At 70.7% G+C, this 15,200-nt stretch carries 13 protein-coding genes and 1 tRNA gene; 6 read left to right on the top strand and 8 right to left on the bottom strand.

Annotated elements, in window-relative coordinates; all coding sequences use genetic code 11:
• Positions 1-31: 31 nt before the first annotated feature.
• From ADL15_RS32330 to ADL15_RS53365, 4 genes are all read right to left on the bottom strand, one after another.
• Positions 32-3,634, bottom strand: a complete 3,603-nt coding sequence (locus ADL15_RS32330; RefSeq protein ID WP_067699090.1) for an adenylate/guanylate cyclase domain-containing protein — start codon at positions 3,632-3,634, stop codon at positions 32-34.
• Entirely contained in the window at positions 3,631-4,449 is an 819-nt protein-coding gene (locus tag ADL15_RS32325; RefSeq protein ID WP_067699088.1) for an MBL fold metallo-hydrolase, read from the bottom strand. The genes ADL15_RS32330 and ADL15_RS32325 overlap by 4 nt, the downstream gene beginning before the upstream one ends.
• A gap of 92 nt (positions 4,450-4,541) precedes the next feature.
• Complete coding sequence (locus tag ADL15_RS32320) at positions 4,542-5,027, bottom strand: RidA family protein (protein WP_067699086.1); 486 nt, start codon at positions 5,025-5,027, stop codon at positions 4,542-4,544.
• A complete protein-coding gene (locus tag ADL15_RS53365; protein ID WP_157441733.1) occupies positions 5,024-5,179 on the bottom strand; it encodes a DUF4177 domain-containing protein in 156 nt (51 codons plus the stop codon). Before ADL15_RS53365 ends, ADL15_RS32320 begins: the two co-directional genes overlap by 4 nt.
• Positions 5,180-5,294: 115 nt before the next feature.
• On the opposite strand from ADL15_RS53365, the gene ADL15_RS32315 reads away from it, so the two are divergent.
• Genes ADL15_RS32315 through ADL15_RS32305 form a run of 3 tightly spaced genes read left to right on the top strand, consistent with a single transcriptional unit; the run spans position 5,295 to position 8,388 of the window.
• Positions 5,295-6,224 (top strand): Rv0361 family membrane protein, encoded by a 930-nt coding sequence (locus ADL15_RS32315; RefSeq protein WP_067699084.1) that lies wholly within the window; start codon positions 5,295-5,297, stop codon positions 6,222-6,224.
• Positions 6,225-6,256: 32 nt separating this feature from the next.
• A complete protein-coding gene (locus tag ADL15_RS32310) occupies positions 6,257-7,210 on the top strand; it encodes an ArsA-related P-loop ATPase (RefSeq protein WP_067699082.1) in 954 nt (317 codons plus the stop codon).
• A gap of 38 nt (positions 7,211-7,248) precedes the next feature.
• Complete coding sequence (locus tag ADL15_RS32305) at positions 7,249-8,388, top strand: ArsA family ATPase (protein WP_067699080.1); 1,140 nt, start codon at positions 7,249-7,251, stop codon at positions 8,386-8,388.
• A gap of 22 nt (positions 8,389-8,410) precedes the next feature.
• Here ADL15_RS32305 and ADL15_RS32300 read toward each other — a convergent pair whose 3' ends face one another.
• Positions 8,411-8,713 (bottom strand): WhiB family transcriptional regulator, encoded by a 303-nt coding sequence (locus tag ADL15_RS32300; protein ID WP_043533057.1) that lies wholly within the window; start codon positions 8,711-8,713, stop codon positions 8,411-8,413.
• 332 nt (positions 8,714-9,045) lie between these two features.
• On the opposite strand from ADL15_RS32300, the gene ADL15_RS32295 reads away from it, so the two are divergent.
• A complete protein-coding gene (locus ADL15_RS32295; protein ID WP_067699171.1) occupies positions 9,046-11,451 on the top strand; it encodes a transglycosylase domain-containing protein in 2,406 nt (801 codons plus the stop codon).
• A gap of 83 nt (positions 11,452-11,534) precedes the next feature.
• Here ADL15_RS32295 and ADL15_RS32290 read toward each other — a convergent pair whose 3' ends face one another.
• Complete coding sequence (locus ADL15_RS32290) at positions 11,535-11,987, bottom strand: GatB/YqeY domain-containing protein (protein ID WP_067699079.1); 453 nt, start codon at positions 11,985-11,987, stop codon at positions 11,535-11,537.
• Positions 11,988-12,012: 25 nt separating this feature from the next.
• Here ADL15_RS32290 and ADL15_RS32285 point away from each other — a divergent pair, with 25 nt between their 5' ends.
• The gene (locus ADL15_RS32285; RefSeq protein WP_067699077.1) at positions 12,013-12,906 is read left to right on the top strand and encodes a metallophosphoesterase; all 894 of its coding nucleotides are present in this window, start codon (positions 12,013-12,015) and stop codon (positions 12,904-12,906) included.
• 74 nt (positions 12,907-12,980) lie between these two features.
• Positions 12,981-13,057, top strand: a tRNA-Pro gene (locus ADL15_RS32280).
• A 99-nt stretch (positions 13,058-13,156) separates the two neighbouring features.
• Here the strand turns inward: ADL15_RS32280 and ADL15_RS32275 are convergent.
• Entirely contained in the window at positions 13,157-14,674 is a 1,518-nt protein-coding gene (locus tag ADL15_RS32275) for a LacI family DNA-binding transcriptional regulator (RefSeq protein WP_067699075.1), read from the bottom strand.
• Positions 14,675-14,686: 12 nt separating this feature from the next.
• Positions 14,687-15,022: a helix-turn-helix domain-containing protein gene (locus ADL15_RS55795; protein WP_083972020.1), complete on the bottom strand. Its 336-nt coding sequence runs from the start codon at positions 15,020-15,022 to the stop codon at positions 14,687-14,689.
• Between the last annotated feature and the right edge of the window lie 178 nt (positions 15,023-15,200).

Raw genomic sequence — 15,200 nt, 5'->3', positions numbered from 1 at the left:
GGCTTAGAAAATACGCCAGAGCCGGGGTAGATCATCCCGGCAGGTCAGACGCGTACGCGACAGTTTCCGCCGGGGCGGGTTCCACCTCGGTCACCGCGAGGGTGTCCCGGAGCTCCGCGGCGGCCGCCCGTTCGCTCGTCTGCTCGGTCGAATGCGCCAGTCGGACCGCTTCTTCGGCCGCCGCGCGGGCCTCCACGCACCGGTCCGCGGCGGCCAGCACCCGGGCCCGGACCATGGCGGAGATCACTCCACTGCGTACGTCCTCGGCCGGCGCCACCTTGGCCCGCTCGATCCAGGTCAGCGCGGACTCCACCCGGCCCTCGGCGAGCAGGGCGGACGCGTACGACGCCAGCGCGTGCCGCCGGGAGAACAGCAGCGACAGCGACGACGTGTCACTCGCGATCGGCGCCAGCAACCCGATCGCGGTGGCCGCGTCACCCGCCCGGGTCCGTGCCTCGGCGAGCAGCACCCGCGGCCCGACCTGCGCCGGCGCCAGGGCGTTGTGCGGCTCGACCGCGGTCATCACCCGGCGGGCGTCGGCCTCCGCGGTGGCCAGGTCACCGCGTTGCAGCGCGACAAAACCGTGCAGGGTCCCGGCCATCCCGAGCAGCAGCGGGTGACCGGTGCGGTCGGCGTACCAGAGCGCGTCGGCGAGCAGGTCGGCCGCGTGGTCGAACTCGCCGACCCCGCGCGCGATCGCGCCGCGCACCACCATGGCCAGCCCGCAACCCCAGTCGTCGGAGACCTCCTGGAACTCCCGGTAGGCCCGGCGCGCCTGACTGTCGGCAGCGCCCAGGTCACCGAGCTCGGCCGCGGCGTACGCCTCGACCACCCGCAGCGTGCCGACCGCCCAGCCCTCACCGACCCGGTCGCCGAACGGCAGGAAGATCCGGGCCAGCCGCCGGGCCTCGTGCAGCCGGCCGGCCAGCAGCCGGGCGAACGCCGTGGTGCCCCGCAGCCAGGACCGCCCGACCGGGTCACCGAGCTCGGCGAAGAGCCGCGCGGCCCGGCCCAGCACCGCGTCGGTGCCGGCGAAGTCGCCCCGGGTGGTGGTCACCCAGGCGAGGTTCTGCAGCGCCCAGGCCTGCCCGTGCCGATCGCCGGCCGCGAGCGTCACCTGATAGGCCGCGGCGAACCGGCTGCTCGCCTGGCTCAGCCGCCCGTTCAGGAAGTCGGCCATCCCGAGCCGGCGCATCGCGTTGGCCCGCTCCGGCAGCAGCTGCGCCTCGGTGGCCACCTCGAGCGCTTCCTGCCAGGCGGCCACCGCGCGGCCGCTGTCGCCGAGCGCCTCGTGCGCCCGGCCCACCACGATCATCGACTCGGCCCGGCAGACCGGGTCGTCGATGGCGTTCTTAGTGATCTTCTCGCCGTGTGCCAGCGCCTCCTCGGCCCGGCCCAGCCGCAGCAGCGCCCGGGCCAGCACCAACTGGTCGGGCAGCGGCAGGTCGCCGCCGGCCAGCGGGGTGGCGCGTTCCGCGTACTCGATGGCGGCGGCCGGTTCGATGTTGGCCAGCGCGCGCCGGGCCATCCGGCCGAGCGCGGCCACCGCCAGCGCGCCGACCTCGCGGGCCGGGGCGTCCGGGCGCAGCCGGACCGCGTCGGCCAGGTCGATCGCGGCCTCGGCGTGGGTGGCCACGAACGCGTCCCGCTCGTTGTCGCTCAGGTTCAGCCGGGTGGCGCCGTCGCCGTGCCGGCCGACCGTCTCCGGCGCGGCCCAGGTCGCCAGGTAGGCGTGCCGCTCGGCCAGGTCGGCCTTGCCGATGCCGGAGTAGGCCGCCTCGCGCATCAGCGGGGTGCTGAACTGGAAGCCGCCCCGGCTGCGGTGGATCATGCGGCGTTGCAGCAGCTCCTCGACGGCCGGTTCGAGGTCGACGCCCGGCGCCCGGCGCTCCTGCAGCGCCTCCAGCACACCTGTCGACACCGTCGTCCCGGCGACCGAGGCGTCCCGCAGCACCGACCGCGGCTCGGCGGCCAGCGCGTCGATCCGCGCCGCGAGCACCGCGGCCAGGTCCCGGGAGAGCAGGGTACGACCCAGCGAGCCGGCCGCGAGCTGCCACTTGCCGGCCGCGTTCGCACCCACCGCCGGGGTCAGCGCGCCCCGCTCCATCAGCAGGGTGACCATCTCGGCCAGGTAGAACGCGTTGCCCTGCGCGGTGGCGAGCAGTCGATCGCTGTCCGGCTGCGGCAGTTTCCCGCCACTGAGGTACGACGTGAGCAACCGCGACGCGTCCGCACCGCGCAGCGGCGGCAGGGTGTGCACCTCGGCGTCGGCGAGCCGGGTCAGCGCGCCCGCGGTCCGGACCAGCTCCGGGCGGCCGAGCAGGAGCACCACCACCGGGCCCTCCAGCCGGGACAGGGTGCTGCCCAGCGCGTCGACGGTGGTGGCGGTGGCGTCGTGCAGGTCATCCACGATCACCATCAGCGGGGTGGTCGCGGTCATCGCGTTCAGCAGGTCGGCGACCGCGATCGAGATGGCCTCGGCGTCCACCCGCTTGGCGCTGCGCGGCCAGTCGGCGGGCGCGACCGGGCCACCCGTGGTGACCGGTGCGTCGCCGTACCCGAGCAGCACCAGCAGCCGGTCGATGTCGAGGGTGACGCCGAGCCGCTGGGCGACCTTGCGGAGCCGTTCCTCGACGACCGTCCGGCCGACCGAGCTGATCACGTCCTTGGGCAGGCCGGCCGCCTTGCGGACCAGGTCGGCCAGCGGCGCGTAGCGGCGTCGTTCGCCGAACGCTCGGCAGCGCACCCGCAGCACCCGGGCGCCGTGCCCGGCGTACGGCCCGGTGCCCACCTCGTAGCCCGCGGCGAGCCGTTTCACCTCGCCGGCGAACCGGGACTTGCCGATACCGGCCTCGGCGGTCATCACCAGCACCCGGGGTGTGCCCGAGTCGATCGCCTCGGCCAGCCGTCCGGAGAGCCGGCCCAGCTCGGCCTCGCGTCCCACGAACGGCGCCTCGTCGCCCAGGCCGGACCGGGTGCCCGGCGCGTCGTGCAGGCCGAGCAGCTCGTAGGTCGGCACCGGTTCGCGTTTGCCCTTGAGTCGCAGCGGCCGCAGCTGCCGCCAGGAGGCGACGTGCCGGGTCCCGCCGCTGGTCCGTTCGCCGGCGTAGACCGCGCCGACGGCGGCCGCGTCGGCCAGCCGGGCGGCGGTGTTCACCGTGTCGCCGATGACCGTGTATTCGATGCCGGCCTGCAGACCGGCGACCACCTCGCCGGTGTTCAGGCCGACCCGCAGGCCGAGCGGTGCGCCGCCGCCGCGTTCGTCGTCGAGCACCCGGCGGACCGCCCGCTGCATGCTCAGGGCCGCCCGGACCGCGCGCTCGGCGTCGTCCTCGTGCGCCACCGGTGCGCCGAAGACGCCCATGATCCCGTCGCCGGTCAGCTTGTCGACGTGCCCGCCGAACGTCTTCACCGCGCCGGCCAGCGCGGCGAGCACCCGGTCAGTGACCGCGCCGACGCGTTCCGGGTCGAGGTCCTCCGACCAGGAGGTGAAATCGGAGAGGTCGCCGAAGAGCACGGTGACGTTCCGGCGCTCCGCGGCCGGCAACGAGGCGGCAGTGGGCAGCGCGGAGCCGCAGTGATGGCAGAAACGGGCACCGGGAACCGCGACGGTGCCGCACACGGGGCAGGTCACAGCCGGTCCAAACCGTCGGCCCTCGCCGCTGATTCCCGTCTGAGGTGGTCGATCTGGGCCGCCGCCGACCACTCAGCGGCGAACCGCACACGCGGGTCGATGTCCGGATAGACCACGTCGACCACCGCTTCCGGTGTCTCGGCCCCGGCCGCCATCGCCGCCGCGACCTGCGCCAGTCGCTCCCTGCGGTGGTCCAGATATTCCTGGGCCAGGGCGCCGGTATCGGTCCGGGCCGGCCCGTGTCCGGGCAGCATCAGGACTTTTTCGTACGACCGGAGCAGTTCGAGGCTGGTCAGATAGTCGCTCAGGCTGCCGTCCGGCGCGGCCACCACCGTGGTCCCGCGGCCGAGAATCGTGTCGCCGGTGAACACCACGCGCTCGTTCCCACACTCGACGAGGAAGCACACCGAGTCACCGGTGTGCCCTGGAGTGTCCAGGACCTGTATTTCGATCCCGTTCCCGCCGAGGCTCTCCCGTGGGTCCAGCGGCTCACCGTTGCGGCAGTGCGCCGGGTCGACGGCCAGCACGGCGGTGCCGCCGAGCAGCTCGGAGAGCCGCTCGGCGCCCTCGACATGATCGTGATGACCGTGAGTGATCAGGATGAACTGGTACGGACCCAGCTCCGCGATCCGGCGCAGATGCGCCTCGTCGAGCGGGCCGGGGTCGATCACCGTCGCGTACTCCGCACCCGGAGCCCGCAGGATCCAGGTGTTCGTGCCGTCGAGAGTCATCGGGCCCGGGTTGGGAGCGCGTAACAACGACACCCAACCCGGCAGCCGGTCGACCTCGGCCGACGCGGGATCAGCACCCCCCATGCCGAGAATCGTACGTCGCGATTCCCATGTGAGCGGAGACACGATGTCCGTTCCGGTCACCTTCGGTGATCAAACCCGACCGAACCGGCTGATCACGCCACTTCCGCGATGACCTCTACCTCCACCGGCGTGCCCAGCGGCAGCTCGGAGACGCCGACGGCGCTCCGGGCGTGCCGACCCTGCTCGCCGAGCACGTCGCCGAACAGGTTCGAGGCGCCGTTGACCACGGCCGGCTGACCGGTGAAGCCCGGCGCGGACGCCACGAACCCGGTCACCTTGACGATCTTCACGAGCCGGCCGAGGCCGACCAGCGAGTCGATCGCGGCCAGCGCGTTGATGGCGCAGATCCGGGCCAGGTCGGCGGCCTGCTCGGCGGTCACCTCGGCGCCCACCTTGCCGGTCTGCGGCAGCTTGCCGTCGACGAACGGCAGCTGACCGGAGACGTACACGTAGTTGCCGGACTGCACGGCCGGCACGTAGGACGCCAGCGGCGGGACCACGGTCGGCAGGGTCAGGCCCAGCTCGGCCAGTTTCGCGTACGCGTCGACACCGCCCTCACCGGAGATCGGCGTCGTCATGCTTTTTCGCGCTTCATGTAGGCGATCAGATTGTCCGGGTTCGGTCCCGGCACCACCTGGACCAGCTCCCAGCCGTCCTCGCCCCAGTTGTCGAGGATCTGCTTGGTCGCGTGGACCAGCAGGGGCACGGTCACGTACTCCCACTTCTGCATGGCTCGGACACTCCTTAGTCGGGTACCGGGACAGCTTAGGACCCGGCGTTCCGGCTGGTTGGCTAGGCTGAGCGGGAATCACACGGAAAGCGCACAAGCCATCGCGGAGGGTGATGTGACCCAGCTATCGCCGGGGCAGCCCGGCCACCCGGAGCCCTCACCGTCGCCCGAACCCGAGCCGCCGTCGCCGGTCCCGCCGAGCGAGCCGGTCCCGATCCCGGAGCCGCCGCACCTGGGCCTGCCCGGCGGACGGCACGCGGTGCCGGAGCAGGCGCCGATGACGGCGACCGCGGAACACCCGGTGATCCCGCAGGACCTGACCATGGAAACCCCCCAGGTGTACGCCGGGGAGCACTTCACCGAGCTGCACGGCTACCAGTTCGACGAGCCGGCCGAGAGCTGGCAGCAGCCCCCGCCGGACGGCCCGTGGCACGCACAGCACGAGAAGCCCGGCGAGTGGCAGCACCCACCACCGGAGCACCTGGCCTGGGAACACTCCCCACCGGCCGAGGTGCAGGCGCCGGAGTCCGAGCCGATCTGGGTGAGCGGCCACGGCGGTCCGGAGTCCGGAGTGCCGGCGCCGATCCGCACCGGCCGGCGGTCCGCGCGCCGCTCGTCGGTCTTCGTCTCGCTGGCGCTGGTGGCCACCGTCGCGCTCTGCGGCGGCGGCGCGGCCTCGGCGTACTTCCTGCTGCGCGACTCCGACAACCCCGGCTCGCCGGACCCGACCACCGCGGTCAACCGGTTCCTCACCGCGGTCTACACCCAGCAGGACGCCGGCGCCGCCGAGGACCTGGTCTGCCGCAAGTCCCGGGACGAGACCAAGCTCGCCGACCGGGTCCAGCAGATCCGCGGGTACGCCGACGGGTACGAGGGCGCGGTGTTCCGCTGGGACGAGCCCGCGGTGACCAGCGACACCGACGGCGAGGCCGAGGTCGGGGTGCGGGTGGTGATGTCCACCGAGGACGAGAAGACCGCCGCGCAGGACCTGCAGTTCACCGTGGTGCGCAAGAGTGGCTGGCTGGTCTGCGAAGTGTCCGGCTGAACCCCTTTTTTGAACGCCGTAACGTGGAGAACATGGGCGAGCATCGCGGCAACTGGCCGGAACGGTTGCACATCGTGACCGGCAAGGGCGGCACCGGGAAGACCAGCGTCGCGGCCGCCCTGGCGCTGGGCCTGGCCGCCGGTGGCCGGCGCACGCTGCTGGTCGAGGTGGAGGGCCGGCAGGGCATCGCCCAGCTGTTCGGCGTCGACCCGCTGCCGTACACGGAACGCCGGATCGCCACCACCAGCGGCGGCGGCGAGGTCCGCGCCCTGCCGGTGGACCCCGAGGAGGCCCTCCTCGAATACCTCGACATGTTCTACAAGCTCGGCGCGGCCGGCCGGGCGCTGCGCAAGGTCGGCGCGATCGACTTCGCCACCACCATCGCGCCGGGCCTGCGCGACGTGCTGCTCACCGGCAAGGTCAAGGAGGCCACCACCCGATCCGCGGACGGCCGCCGGGTCTACGACGCGGTGGTGCTCGACGCTCCGCCGACCGGCCGGATCGGCCGGTTCCTGAACGTCACCGCGGAGACCGCCCGGCTGGCCAAGATGGGCCCGATCAAGACACAGAGCGACGGGGTGTCCGCCCTGCTCCGCTCGCCGATCACCGCGGTGCACGTGGTCACGCTGCTGGAGGAGATGCCGGTGCAGGAAACCCTGGACGCGGTCGAGGAGCTGACCGGCCTGGGCATCCCGGTCGGGCGGATCATCCTGAACAATGCCCGCCCGCCGCTGCTGCCCGCCGGCAAGGTGACCAAGGCGGAGATCAAGCGGGGCCTGGTCGCGGCCGGGCTGCCGGCCGCACCGGCCACGGTCAACCAGCTGGCCGCCGAGGCGCAGGCGCACCTGACCCGGCGGGAGATGGAGGAGTCGCTCCGGATCGAGCTGAGTGAGCGGCGGCGCCCGATGCTGGAGCTGCCACAACTGCCGGACGGTGTGAACCGGGCCGGGCTCGATGTCCTCGCCGCACTACTGATGAGTGTTTGATCACCTCGCGTCCGATCACGACGCATTACCCTGGAGAAGTGGTTGATGTGACCGCTCCACGGCTCGACGTCGACGGGCTGCTCGCCGACCCGGCCATCCGGATCGTGGTGTGCTGCGGCTCCGGTGGAGTCGGCAAGACCACCACCGCCGCCGCCCTCGGCCTGCGCGCCGCCGAGGTGCACGGCCGCCGCACGGTGGTGCTCACCATCGACCCGGCCCGCCGGTTGGCCCAGTCGATGGGCCTGACCGAGCTCGACAACACGCCCCGCCAGGTCAAGGACATCGAGGCCGGCGAGTCCGGCGGCGAGCTGCACGCCATGATGCTGGACATGAAGCGCACCTTCGACGAGGTGGTCGAGCAGCACACCACCCCGAAGCGCGCCGCGGAGATCTTCGCGAACCCGTTCTACCAGGCCATGAGCTCGACCTTCGCCGGTACGCAGGAGTACATGGCGATGGAGAAGCTGGGTCAGCTGCGGGCCGGCGACGCCTGGGACCTGATCGTGGTGGACACCCCGCCGTCCCGCTCCGCGCTGGACTTCCTGGACGCGCCGGCCCGGCTCTCCCGGTTCCTCGACGGCCGGATGCTGCGGATGCTGGTGGCGCCGGCACGCAGCGGCGGGCGGAGCGTGTTCAGCCTGGTCACCGCGTCGTTCGGGCTGTTCTCCCGGGCGGTGCAGAAGATCCTCGGCGCCCAGCTGCTGACCGACCTGTCCGGCTTCGTCTCGGCACTCGACTCGATGTTCGGCGGTTTCCGGCAGCGCGCCGACCAGACGTACCGGATCCTGCAGGACCCGCAGACGGCGTTCCTGCTGGTCGCGGCCCCGGAACGGGATGCCATCCGGGAGGCGGCCTACTTCGCGGAGCGCCTGGTCGCGGAACGGATGCCGCTCGGCGGGCTGGTGCTGAACCGGATGCACCAGACCGAGCCGGCCGGTGTCACCGCGCCGGAGAGCGAGGCCGCCGCGGACCGGCTGGCCGCCGCCGGTGAGCTGCCGGTCGCGGTGGACGTGCTGCGGATCCACGCCGGGCTGCTGCGCCAGTCCGAGCGGGAGGTGAAGGTGGCGGCCGCCTTCACCGAGGCGTTCCCCCAGGTGCCGACGACGGTGGTCGCGGCGCAGCCCGCCGACGTACACGACGTCGACGGGCTGCGGACGATCGGAGCGCTGCTCGCGTGAACCGCGCGCGGTGCTCGCGTGATCAGTGAGTGGAGACGAGCACCTTGTCGGCGCCCTTCTCCTTCAGAGCGGCCTCGAACATCTTCCGCCAGCTGGCCACGTGCGGGTGGCGGCGCAGCAGTGCGCGCCGTTCCCGTTCCGTCATGCCTCCCCAGACGCCGAACTCGATCCGGTTGTCCAGGGCGTCGGCGAGGCATTCGTAGCGCACCGGGCAGCTGCGGCAGATCCTTTTCGCCACGTTCTGCTCGGCGCCCTGCACGAACAGCGCGTCAGGGTCGCCACTCTGACATGCCGCCATGCTGGGCCAGTCGCTGATCATCCCCATTGGTAAACGTCCCCCCTTGCATTTCACCCCCGGGCGTCTACGCGGAGCCCGTGTCCCCCGTTGCCGCGCAGACGACGTGCGAGATGTCTCGCCGGACCATCATGCTCTGTAGTTGGGTGATTACGCAACGTTGTCCCTCAAATACGTATAGCTCGGTAGTTCCGGGCAAAGCGGCCACGGAAATGGGGCCGAACGAGGGTATCTTCGGTGCGAATCGGGTAAACCACCCCGCCAACTCGGGTGACACGTCACACTCATACCGGGCCGGGGCGGCCGTCTCGGCGGGCGGTCACGTGCACCGTTCGCGTATCCTGCCTCGGGTGACCTCCTGGATGCGCAGACGCGATCACAACATCTTCACGAACGCGACATCGCTGCTCGTGTGTGGCCTGCTGGCCGGAGTGGTGGTGGCCGCGGCCGCCTTCCCGGCTGCCGCGATGTCCGGCCTTGCCGCGAAGGCCGGCGGTGAGGGATTCGCGAATCTGCCCAGTGAGCTCAAGGACTTCAGCTCTCCGCAGATCACCCGGATCTACGCCGCCGACGGCCGGACCCAGATCTCGCAGTTCTACGACGAGTTCCGCAGCGACGTTCCGCTGAAGGACATCTCGAAGTACATGCAGACTGCGATCGTCGCGGCCGAGGACCGCAAGTTCTACGAACACAACGGCGTCGACCTCAAGGGTGTCGCCCGCGCGTTCGTCAGCAACAGTCAGAGTGGCGCCCAGCAGGGCGCCTCGACCCTCACGATGCAGTACGTGCGGATGTCGCTGGCCTATTCGGCGACCAACCCGCAGGAGGTGATCGACGCGACCAAGGACACCCCGAAGCGCAAGATCACCGAGATGAAGTACGCGCTGCAGGTCGAGAAGCAGCTCTCCAAGGAGCAGATCCTGGAGCGCTACCTGAACATCGCGCCCTTCGGCAACCAGGCCTACGGCGTCTACGCCGCCAGCCAGGTCTACTTCAACAAGAAGCCGAAGGACCTCAACATCGCCGAGGCGGCCATGCTGGCCGGCATGGTGAAGGCGCCGTCGAGCTTCAACCCGACGGTCAAGTCGGGTCACGAGCAGATCCTGGCGCGGCGCAACAACTACATCATCCCGAGCATGGTCGCGATGAACGCGATCACGCAGGTCGAGGCGACCAAGGCCATCAAGATCGCGATCCCGACCAAGGTGAAGCCGATCGGCAACGGCTGTGTCTCGGTTGCCAAGAACAACTGGGGCTTCTTCTGCGACTACTTCTACCGCTGGTGGATGAGCCAGGAGGCGTTCGGCGCCACCTCGTACGACCGTGAGCGGCGGCTGAAGAGCGGCGGCTACAAGGTGGTCACCTCGCTCGACCTCAAGGGCCAGGCCGCGGCGCGCGCCGACATCGTCGACACCGAGCCGGACACCAGCAAGAACGCGATCCTGATCGCCGGCGTCGAGCCGGGCACCGGCAAGGTCCGGATGCTCTCCGCGAACCGGAAGTACGCCCTGGACGACCCGGACCACCCGACCAACAAGATCTCCTCGGACCCGAAGAAGGCGAAGAAGAAGATCCGCGGGTCGTACCCGAAGACCACCAACCCGCTGATCAGCGGCGGTGGGGACATCAAGGGGTACCAGGCCGGTTCGGTGTTCAAGATGTTCACCATGGTGGCCGCGCTGGAGAAGGGCATCCCGCTCAGCTTCCCGATCAACGCCAAGGGCACGTACCACTCGAAGTACAAGGCGGGGTACGGCACGCCGTCGTCCTGCCCCGGCTCCGACGACTGGTGCCCGAGCAACGCCAGCAAGAAAGAGGCCGGCGTCTTCAACATGTGGACCGGCTTCGGCGCATCGGTGAACACGTTCTTCGTGCCGCTGGAGGAGCGCGTCGGCGCCGAGAACGTGGTCGCGGTCGCCAAGCGGTTCGGTGTCCAGTTCCGCGAGAAGTCCGAGAACGACTGGGCCAACGACGAGGACCGGGCGGCCGGCTGGGGCGCCTTCACCCTGGGCGTGACCGCGTCCACGCCGCTGGACATGGCGAACGCGTACGCGACGCTGGCCGGTGACGGCAAGTACTGCGAGCCGACCCCGGTCGAGCAGATCACCACCGCCAGCGGCGAGAAGATCGACGTCGGCAAGCCGCACTGCATCCAGGCCACCACCAAGGACGTGGCCCGCGCGGCCATCGACGCGGCCCGTTGCCCGGTCGGCGACTCGTCGCAGCTCGGCAGCTGCGGCGGCACCGGCACGGCCAAGAACACCCGCTACATCGTCGACCACCCGGTGTTCGGCAAGACCGGTACCACCGACTCCAGCAAGACCGCGTCGCTGATCGTCGGCACCACGAAGCTGGTCGTCGCGGGTTACATGGTCAACCCGGACTGGCAGGAACACCACGACGAGATGTCGCACCCGAAGGTCAACGGGGTCGTGCAGGAGACGCTCCGCGACTACATGAAGAACAAGCCGAGCGTCCAGTTCAAGACGCCGTCGAACGACAAGATCTCGATCGGTGACCTGCGCAGCATCCCGGACGTGACCTGCGACTCGATCAGTTCGGCCAAGGACCGGATCTCCGGCGCCGGTTTCGAACCCGAGGTCGGCAGCACCGTCGACTCGGAGTGCCCGGCCGGTACCGCCGCGGGGACCGCCGAGGAGCGCACCATCAAGGGTGGCGCCGTGACGATCGAGGTCAGCAACGGCAAGAAGAAGGACGACCCGAAGAAGGATCCGAAGCCGGGGAACACTCCCCCAGGCGGGCGCTGACTCCCAGGGTCAACCCTCAGGGACACGGAAACGGGCGGGAGAGCCGATCTCCCGCCCGTTTTCCGTACCCGAGCAATATGACCTCAGGCGAGACGGCGCCGCACCTCTGCGGCGACTCTGCCGCCTTCGGCCCGGCCCGCGACAGCGGCCTGGGCCGCCTTCATGGCCGGGCCCATCTGCGCCTTGCTGGCGAACCCGCCGGCGGTCAGCGCCGCGCCGACGATCTCGGCGATCTCCGCGTCGGTGAGCTGCTTCGGCAGGTAGCGGTCGAGGACCTCGCCCTCGGCCACCTCCTTGGCCGCCTGCTCGGTCCGGCCCGCCTCGGCGAACGCGGTGGCCGCCTCGCGGCGCTTCTTCGCCTCCTTGGACAGCACCGCGAGCACCTGGTCGTCGGAGAGATCCCGGGCCTCGGTGCCGGCCACCTCGGCGGTCCGCACCGCGGACAGGGCCATCCGCAGCGTCGAGGTGATCAGTTCGTCCCGGGACTTCATCGCGGCGTGCAGGTCATCGTTCAGGCGGTCCTTCAGCGTTCCCATGGACGGAGAAACTACCCTTGCCGTCATGCGTAAGCGCTCCCTTATTTCCGCCGCCGCCACGCTCGCCGCTGTCGGCGGCGCGACGTTCGCCTATGCCTCACTCATCGAGCGGAACATGTTCACGCTCCGGCGCTTCGACGTACCGGTGCTGGAACCGGACGCGGAACCGCTGCGCATCCTGCACCTGTCCGACCTGCACATGACGCCGGATCAGCGGCGCAAGCAGGAGTGGGTGGCCGGCCTGATCGGCACCGACCCGGACCTGGTGATCGTCACCGGCGACAACATGGCCTCGCCGTACGCGATTCCCGGCGTGCTGCGCGCCCTGGAGCCGTTCCTGGACGTGCCCGGCGCGTTCGTGTTCGGCTCCAACGACTACCGCGGCCCGGTCTGGAAGAACCCGCTGCAGTACCTGCTGCCCGACCGGGAGTACATGCAGGGTGTCGACCTGCCCGCCGACGACCTGCGGGCCGCCCTGACCGACGCCGGCTGGGCCGACCTGAACAACGCCCGCACCGTGCTCAAGGCCGGCGGCCGCTCGATCGAGCTGGTCGGCGTCGACGATCCGCACATCGAGCGGGACGACTACGCCTCGGTGGCCGGCCCGATCAACACCGGCGCCGACCTGCACCTCGGCGTCACCCACTCGCCGGTCTCCCGGGTGCTGGACGCGATGGCCTCGGACGGCTTCGAGCTGCTGCTGGCCGGGCACACGCACGGCGGCCAGGTGTGCGTGCCCGGGTACGGCGCGCTGACCACGAACTGCGACCTGCCCACCCGGATGGCCAAGGGCCTGCACCGCTGGCCCGGCTCGGACTCGCTGCTGCACGTGTCGGCCGGATTGGGCACCCACCCCACCGCGCCGATCCGCTTCGCGTGCCGCCCGGAGGCCTCGCTGCTCACGTTGATCCCGCGCTGACCTGCTAAAACGCTGCAGGGGGAGCCCGGATTTCGGGGGTGCGCCAGAGTCCGGTAGTATTCTTTCTGCAGCACCGGGGTGTGGCGCAGCTTGGTAGCGCGCTTCGTTCGGGACGAAGAGGTCGTCGGTTCAAATCCGGTCACCCCGACCAAGTAGTTGCAGGTAAGGCCCGGTAACCCGCTCAGGGAAGCCGGGCCTTTCGCTTTACCCAGGCCCGTTTGGGAGAAATCTGGGAGAAGATCTTGCGCGATCACTCCCCGACCTCCTTCCGGAGCAGCCGGTCCAGGACGACCACCGGCGAACCAGCAGCGAACCGCCGCCGCGTCTCCAGGGCGTCCTGCCACATCTCCGTCAGACCCTCCAGCAGTCGACGCCGCATCCCGTCAGTGATGTGCGAGTAGCGCGCCTGCACCGACCCGTCGTCATGTCCCATCCGGTCATCCATCAGCTTCGACGGGGTCCCCAGCTCCTCCATCAGGGTCTTGTGGGTGTGCCGCAGCCCATGCGGTGTCAGGCCCAACGCGACCGGCACCCAGCAGGCATCCGCCCGGGCAGCCGCACCCCGACCACGCACCGGAACCCCCGGCCACGGCTCGCCGAGAATCGGCACCGGGTGCCCCGGGTGAGGAGCCCGGGCCGGGTAGCGGCCGGTCGCGGCCGGCTCGAAGAGCCACGTGCCAAACCCGCTGCGCCGCCAGTGCGGAGCCAAGTCACCCGTGACGGCGCCCCGCACGTAGCCGAGATCAGCGACGGCCAGATCAACCTTCGCCCGGGTGACCTCGGGCACGGTGTCGGGCCGGTTCAGCACGTTCGACACCGTCCCGGTCGACACACCAGCCAGCCGCGCGACATCGACCAGTTTCGGCCCGGGTGCCCGCGCCGCTCCGTTGGCGAGCCCGTGCCCCCGGAACGCGTACGTCAATCCGTGACACGGGCAGGGCTGTGGCCGGACGCGCGAGACGTGGTCGGTGAGCAGCTCGGCCAGGAAGCTGGGCGAGTCGATGGTCCGTCGGGAGCCGTCCTTCGGCGGGCATCGCTCCAGCACCCCCGAGTCCAGCTCGTAGAGCTGCCACTCCACCCGGACCGCTGCTTGCCGCACATGCACGGCCTCCAGACCCACGAGCTCACCGAAGCGCATTCCGGTGTAGCCCTTCGTGACCACCGCGACGAACTCGTCGTCCCGGCCGGACAGCAGCGCCGCACGTTCCGCAATCAACAGGATGCCGAGCGCCGTGGTCACCGTCTTTTCCTTGCCGCGCAGGCCCTGCCGCCCGTCCCGACGGCCCCGTCCCCGCCGCCGGGCAGCCGGGTTCACCTCCTGGAGCCCACGCTCGACCGCGTCGCCGAGAATCAGGTGCAGCGTCGCTCGCCAGGTCTTGATGCTCAGCTCCGCGTAACCGGCGGCTCGTTCAGCCTTCTCCCACTCCGCCACCGCGGCCCGGTCGATGTCCTCCAGCGAGAGGTGCCCGAATGCCGGGAGTAGGTGGTTCTCGATGTGCCGCCGGTAGTTCTGCATCGTCGAAGCGGCGAGATCTTGCTCCGCGTACCAGGTGTTGGCCCAGACCGAGAACAACATCTGGCCGCTCGCCACAACGGTCAGGAGGCCAGCACGGACCTCCGCCTCCTTCTCGTCGGCCGCCTGCTCGGCCGCTCGCCGGTTCCGGAACTTGACCACCCGGCCCGACGCATCCTTCACCGTCGCGTACCTACCGGGTGCAGTCTTGTACCGGCCCCGCCAGTAGCTACCCCGGTTCTCTGCGAACCCCATCACGCACCTCCTTCACGCTGCCGTCGATCGGGTCGCTGCTCCACGGACACGCCGGGGTGAACGAGCGCGTAGCGGCTGCGACACCTCCGCGAGCCGGGCAGCGCCCTGGTGCGAAGTCGGACGACTACCGGCAGGTCCCGCCCCCGCCGGATTGGCCGGCTGCACCTCGAACCGCCGGGCGATCTCCGCGATGTGCTCCTCGGTGAAGCGGTAGCTGCCGCCGATCCAGCAGAACGGGATCCGGCGCTGACGCGCTTGCTCTTCCACCCACCACTTGGAACAGCCCAGCCGCTCCCCCACCTCAGCGGCGCGGTAGAACGTCAGGCGCTCCGATGCTCCCCCAGCCACGGGCTTGCCTCTCCCCTCCGGTCCGGTGTCAAGGTGGCCTTGACAGTCGACGGCCGTTCACGCGGCCAGCCTGGTCAGATGCTGCCTAGCGGCGTTCTGGTGCTCTCGGGCCATCGCGGCGGAGGTGTTGGCGAGCATCGCGTCGGCGGCGGTGTGCCACCCGGCGCCCACGAACTGG

Origin of the sequence: Actinoplanes awajinensis subsp. mycoplanecinus, assembly GCF_001509495.1 — a bacterium.
Taxonomy (GTDB): Bacteria; Actinomycetota; Actinomycetes; order Mycobacteriales; family Micromonosporaceae; genus Actinoplanes; species Actinoplanes palleronii.
Note: the sequence above shows the minus strand (reverse complement) of the source record. Positions and strands in the feature narration are given on the sequence as shown.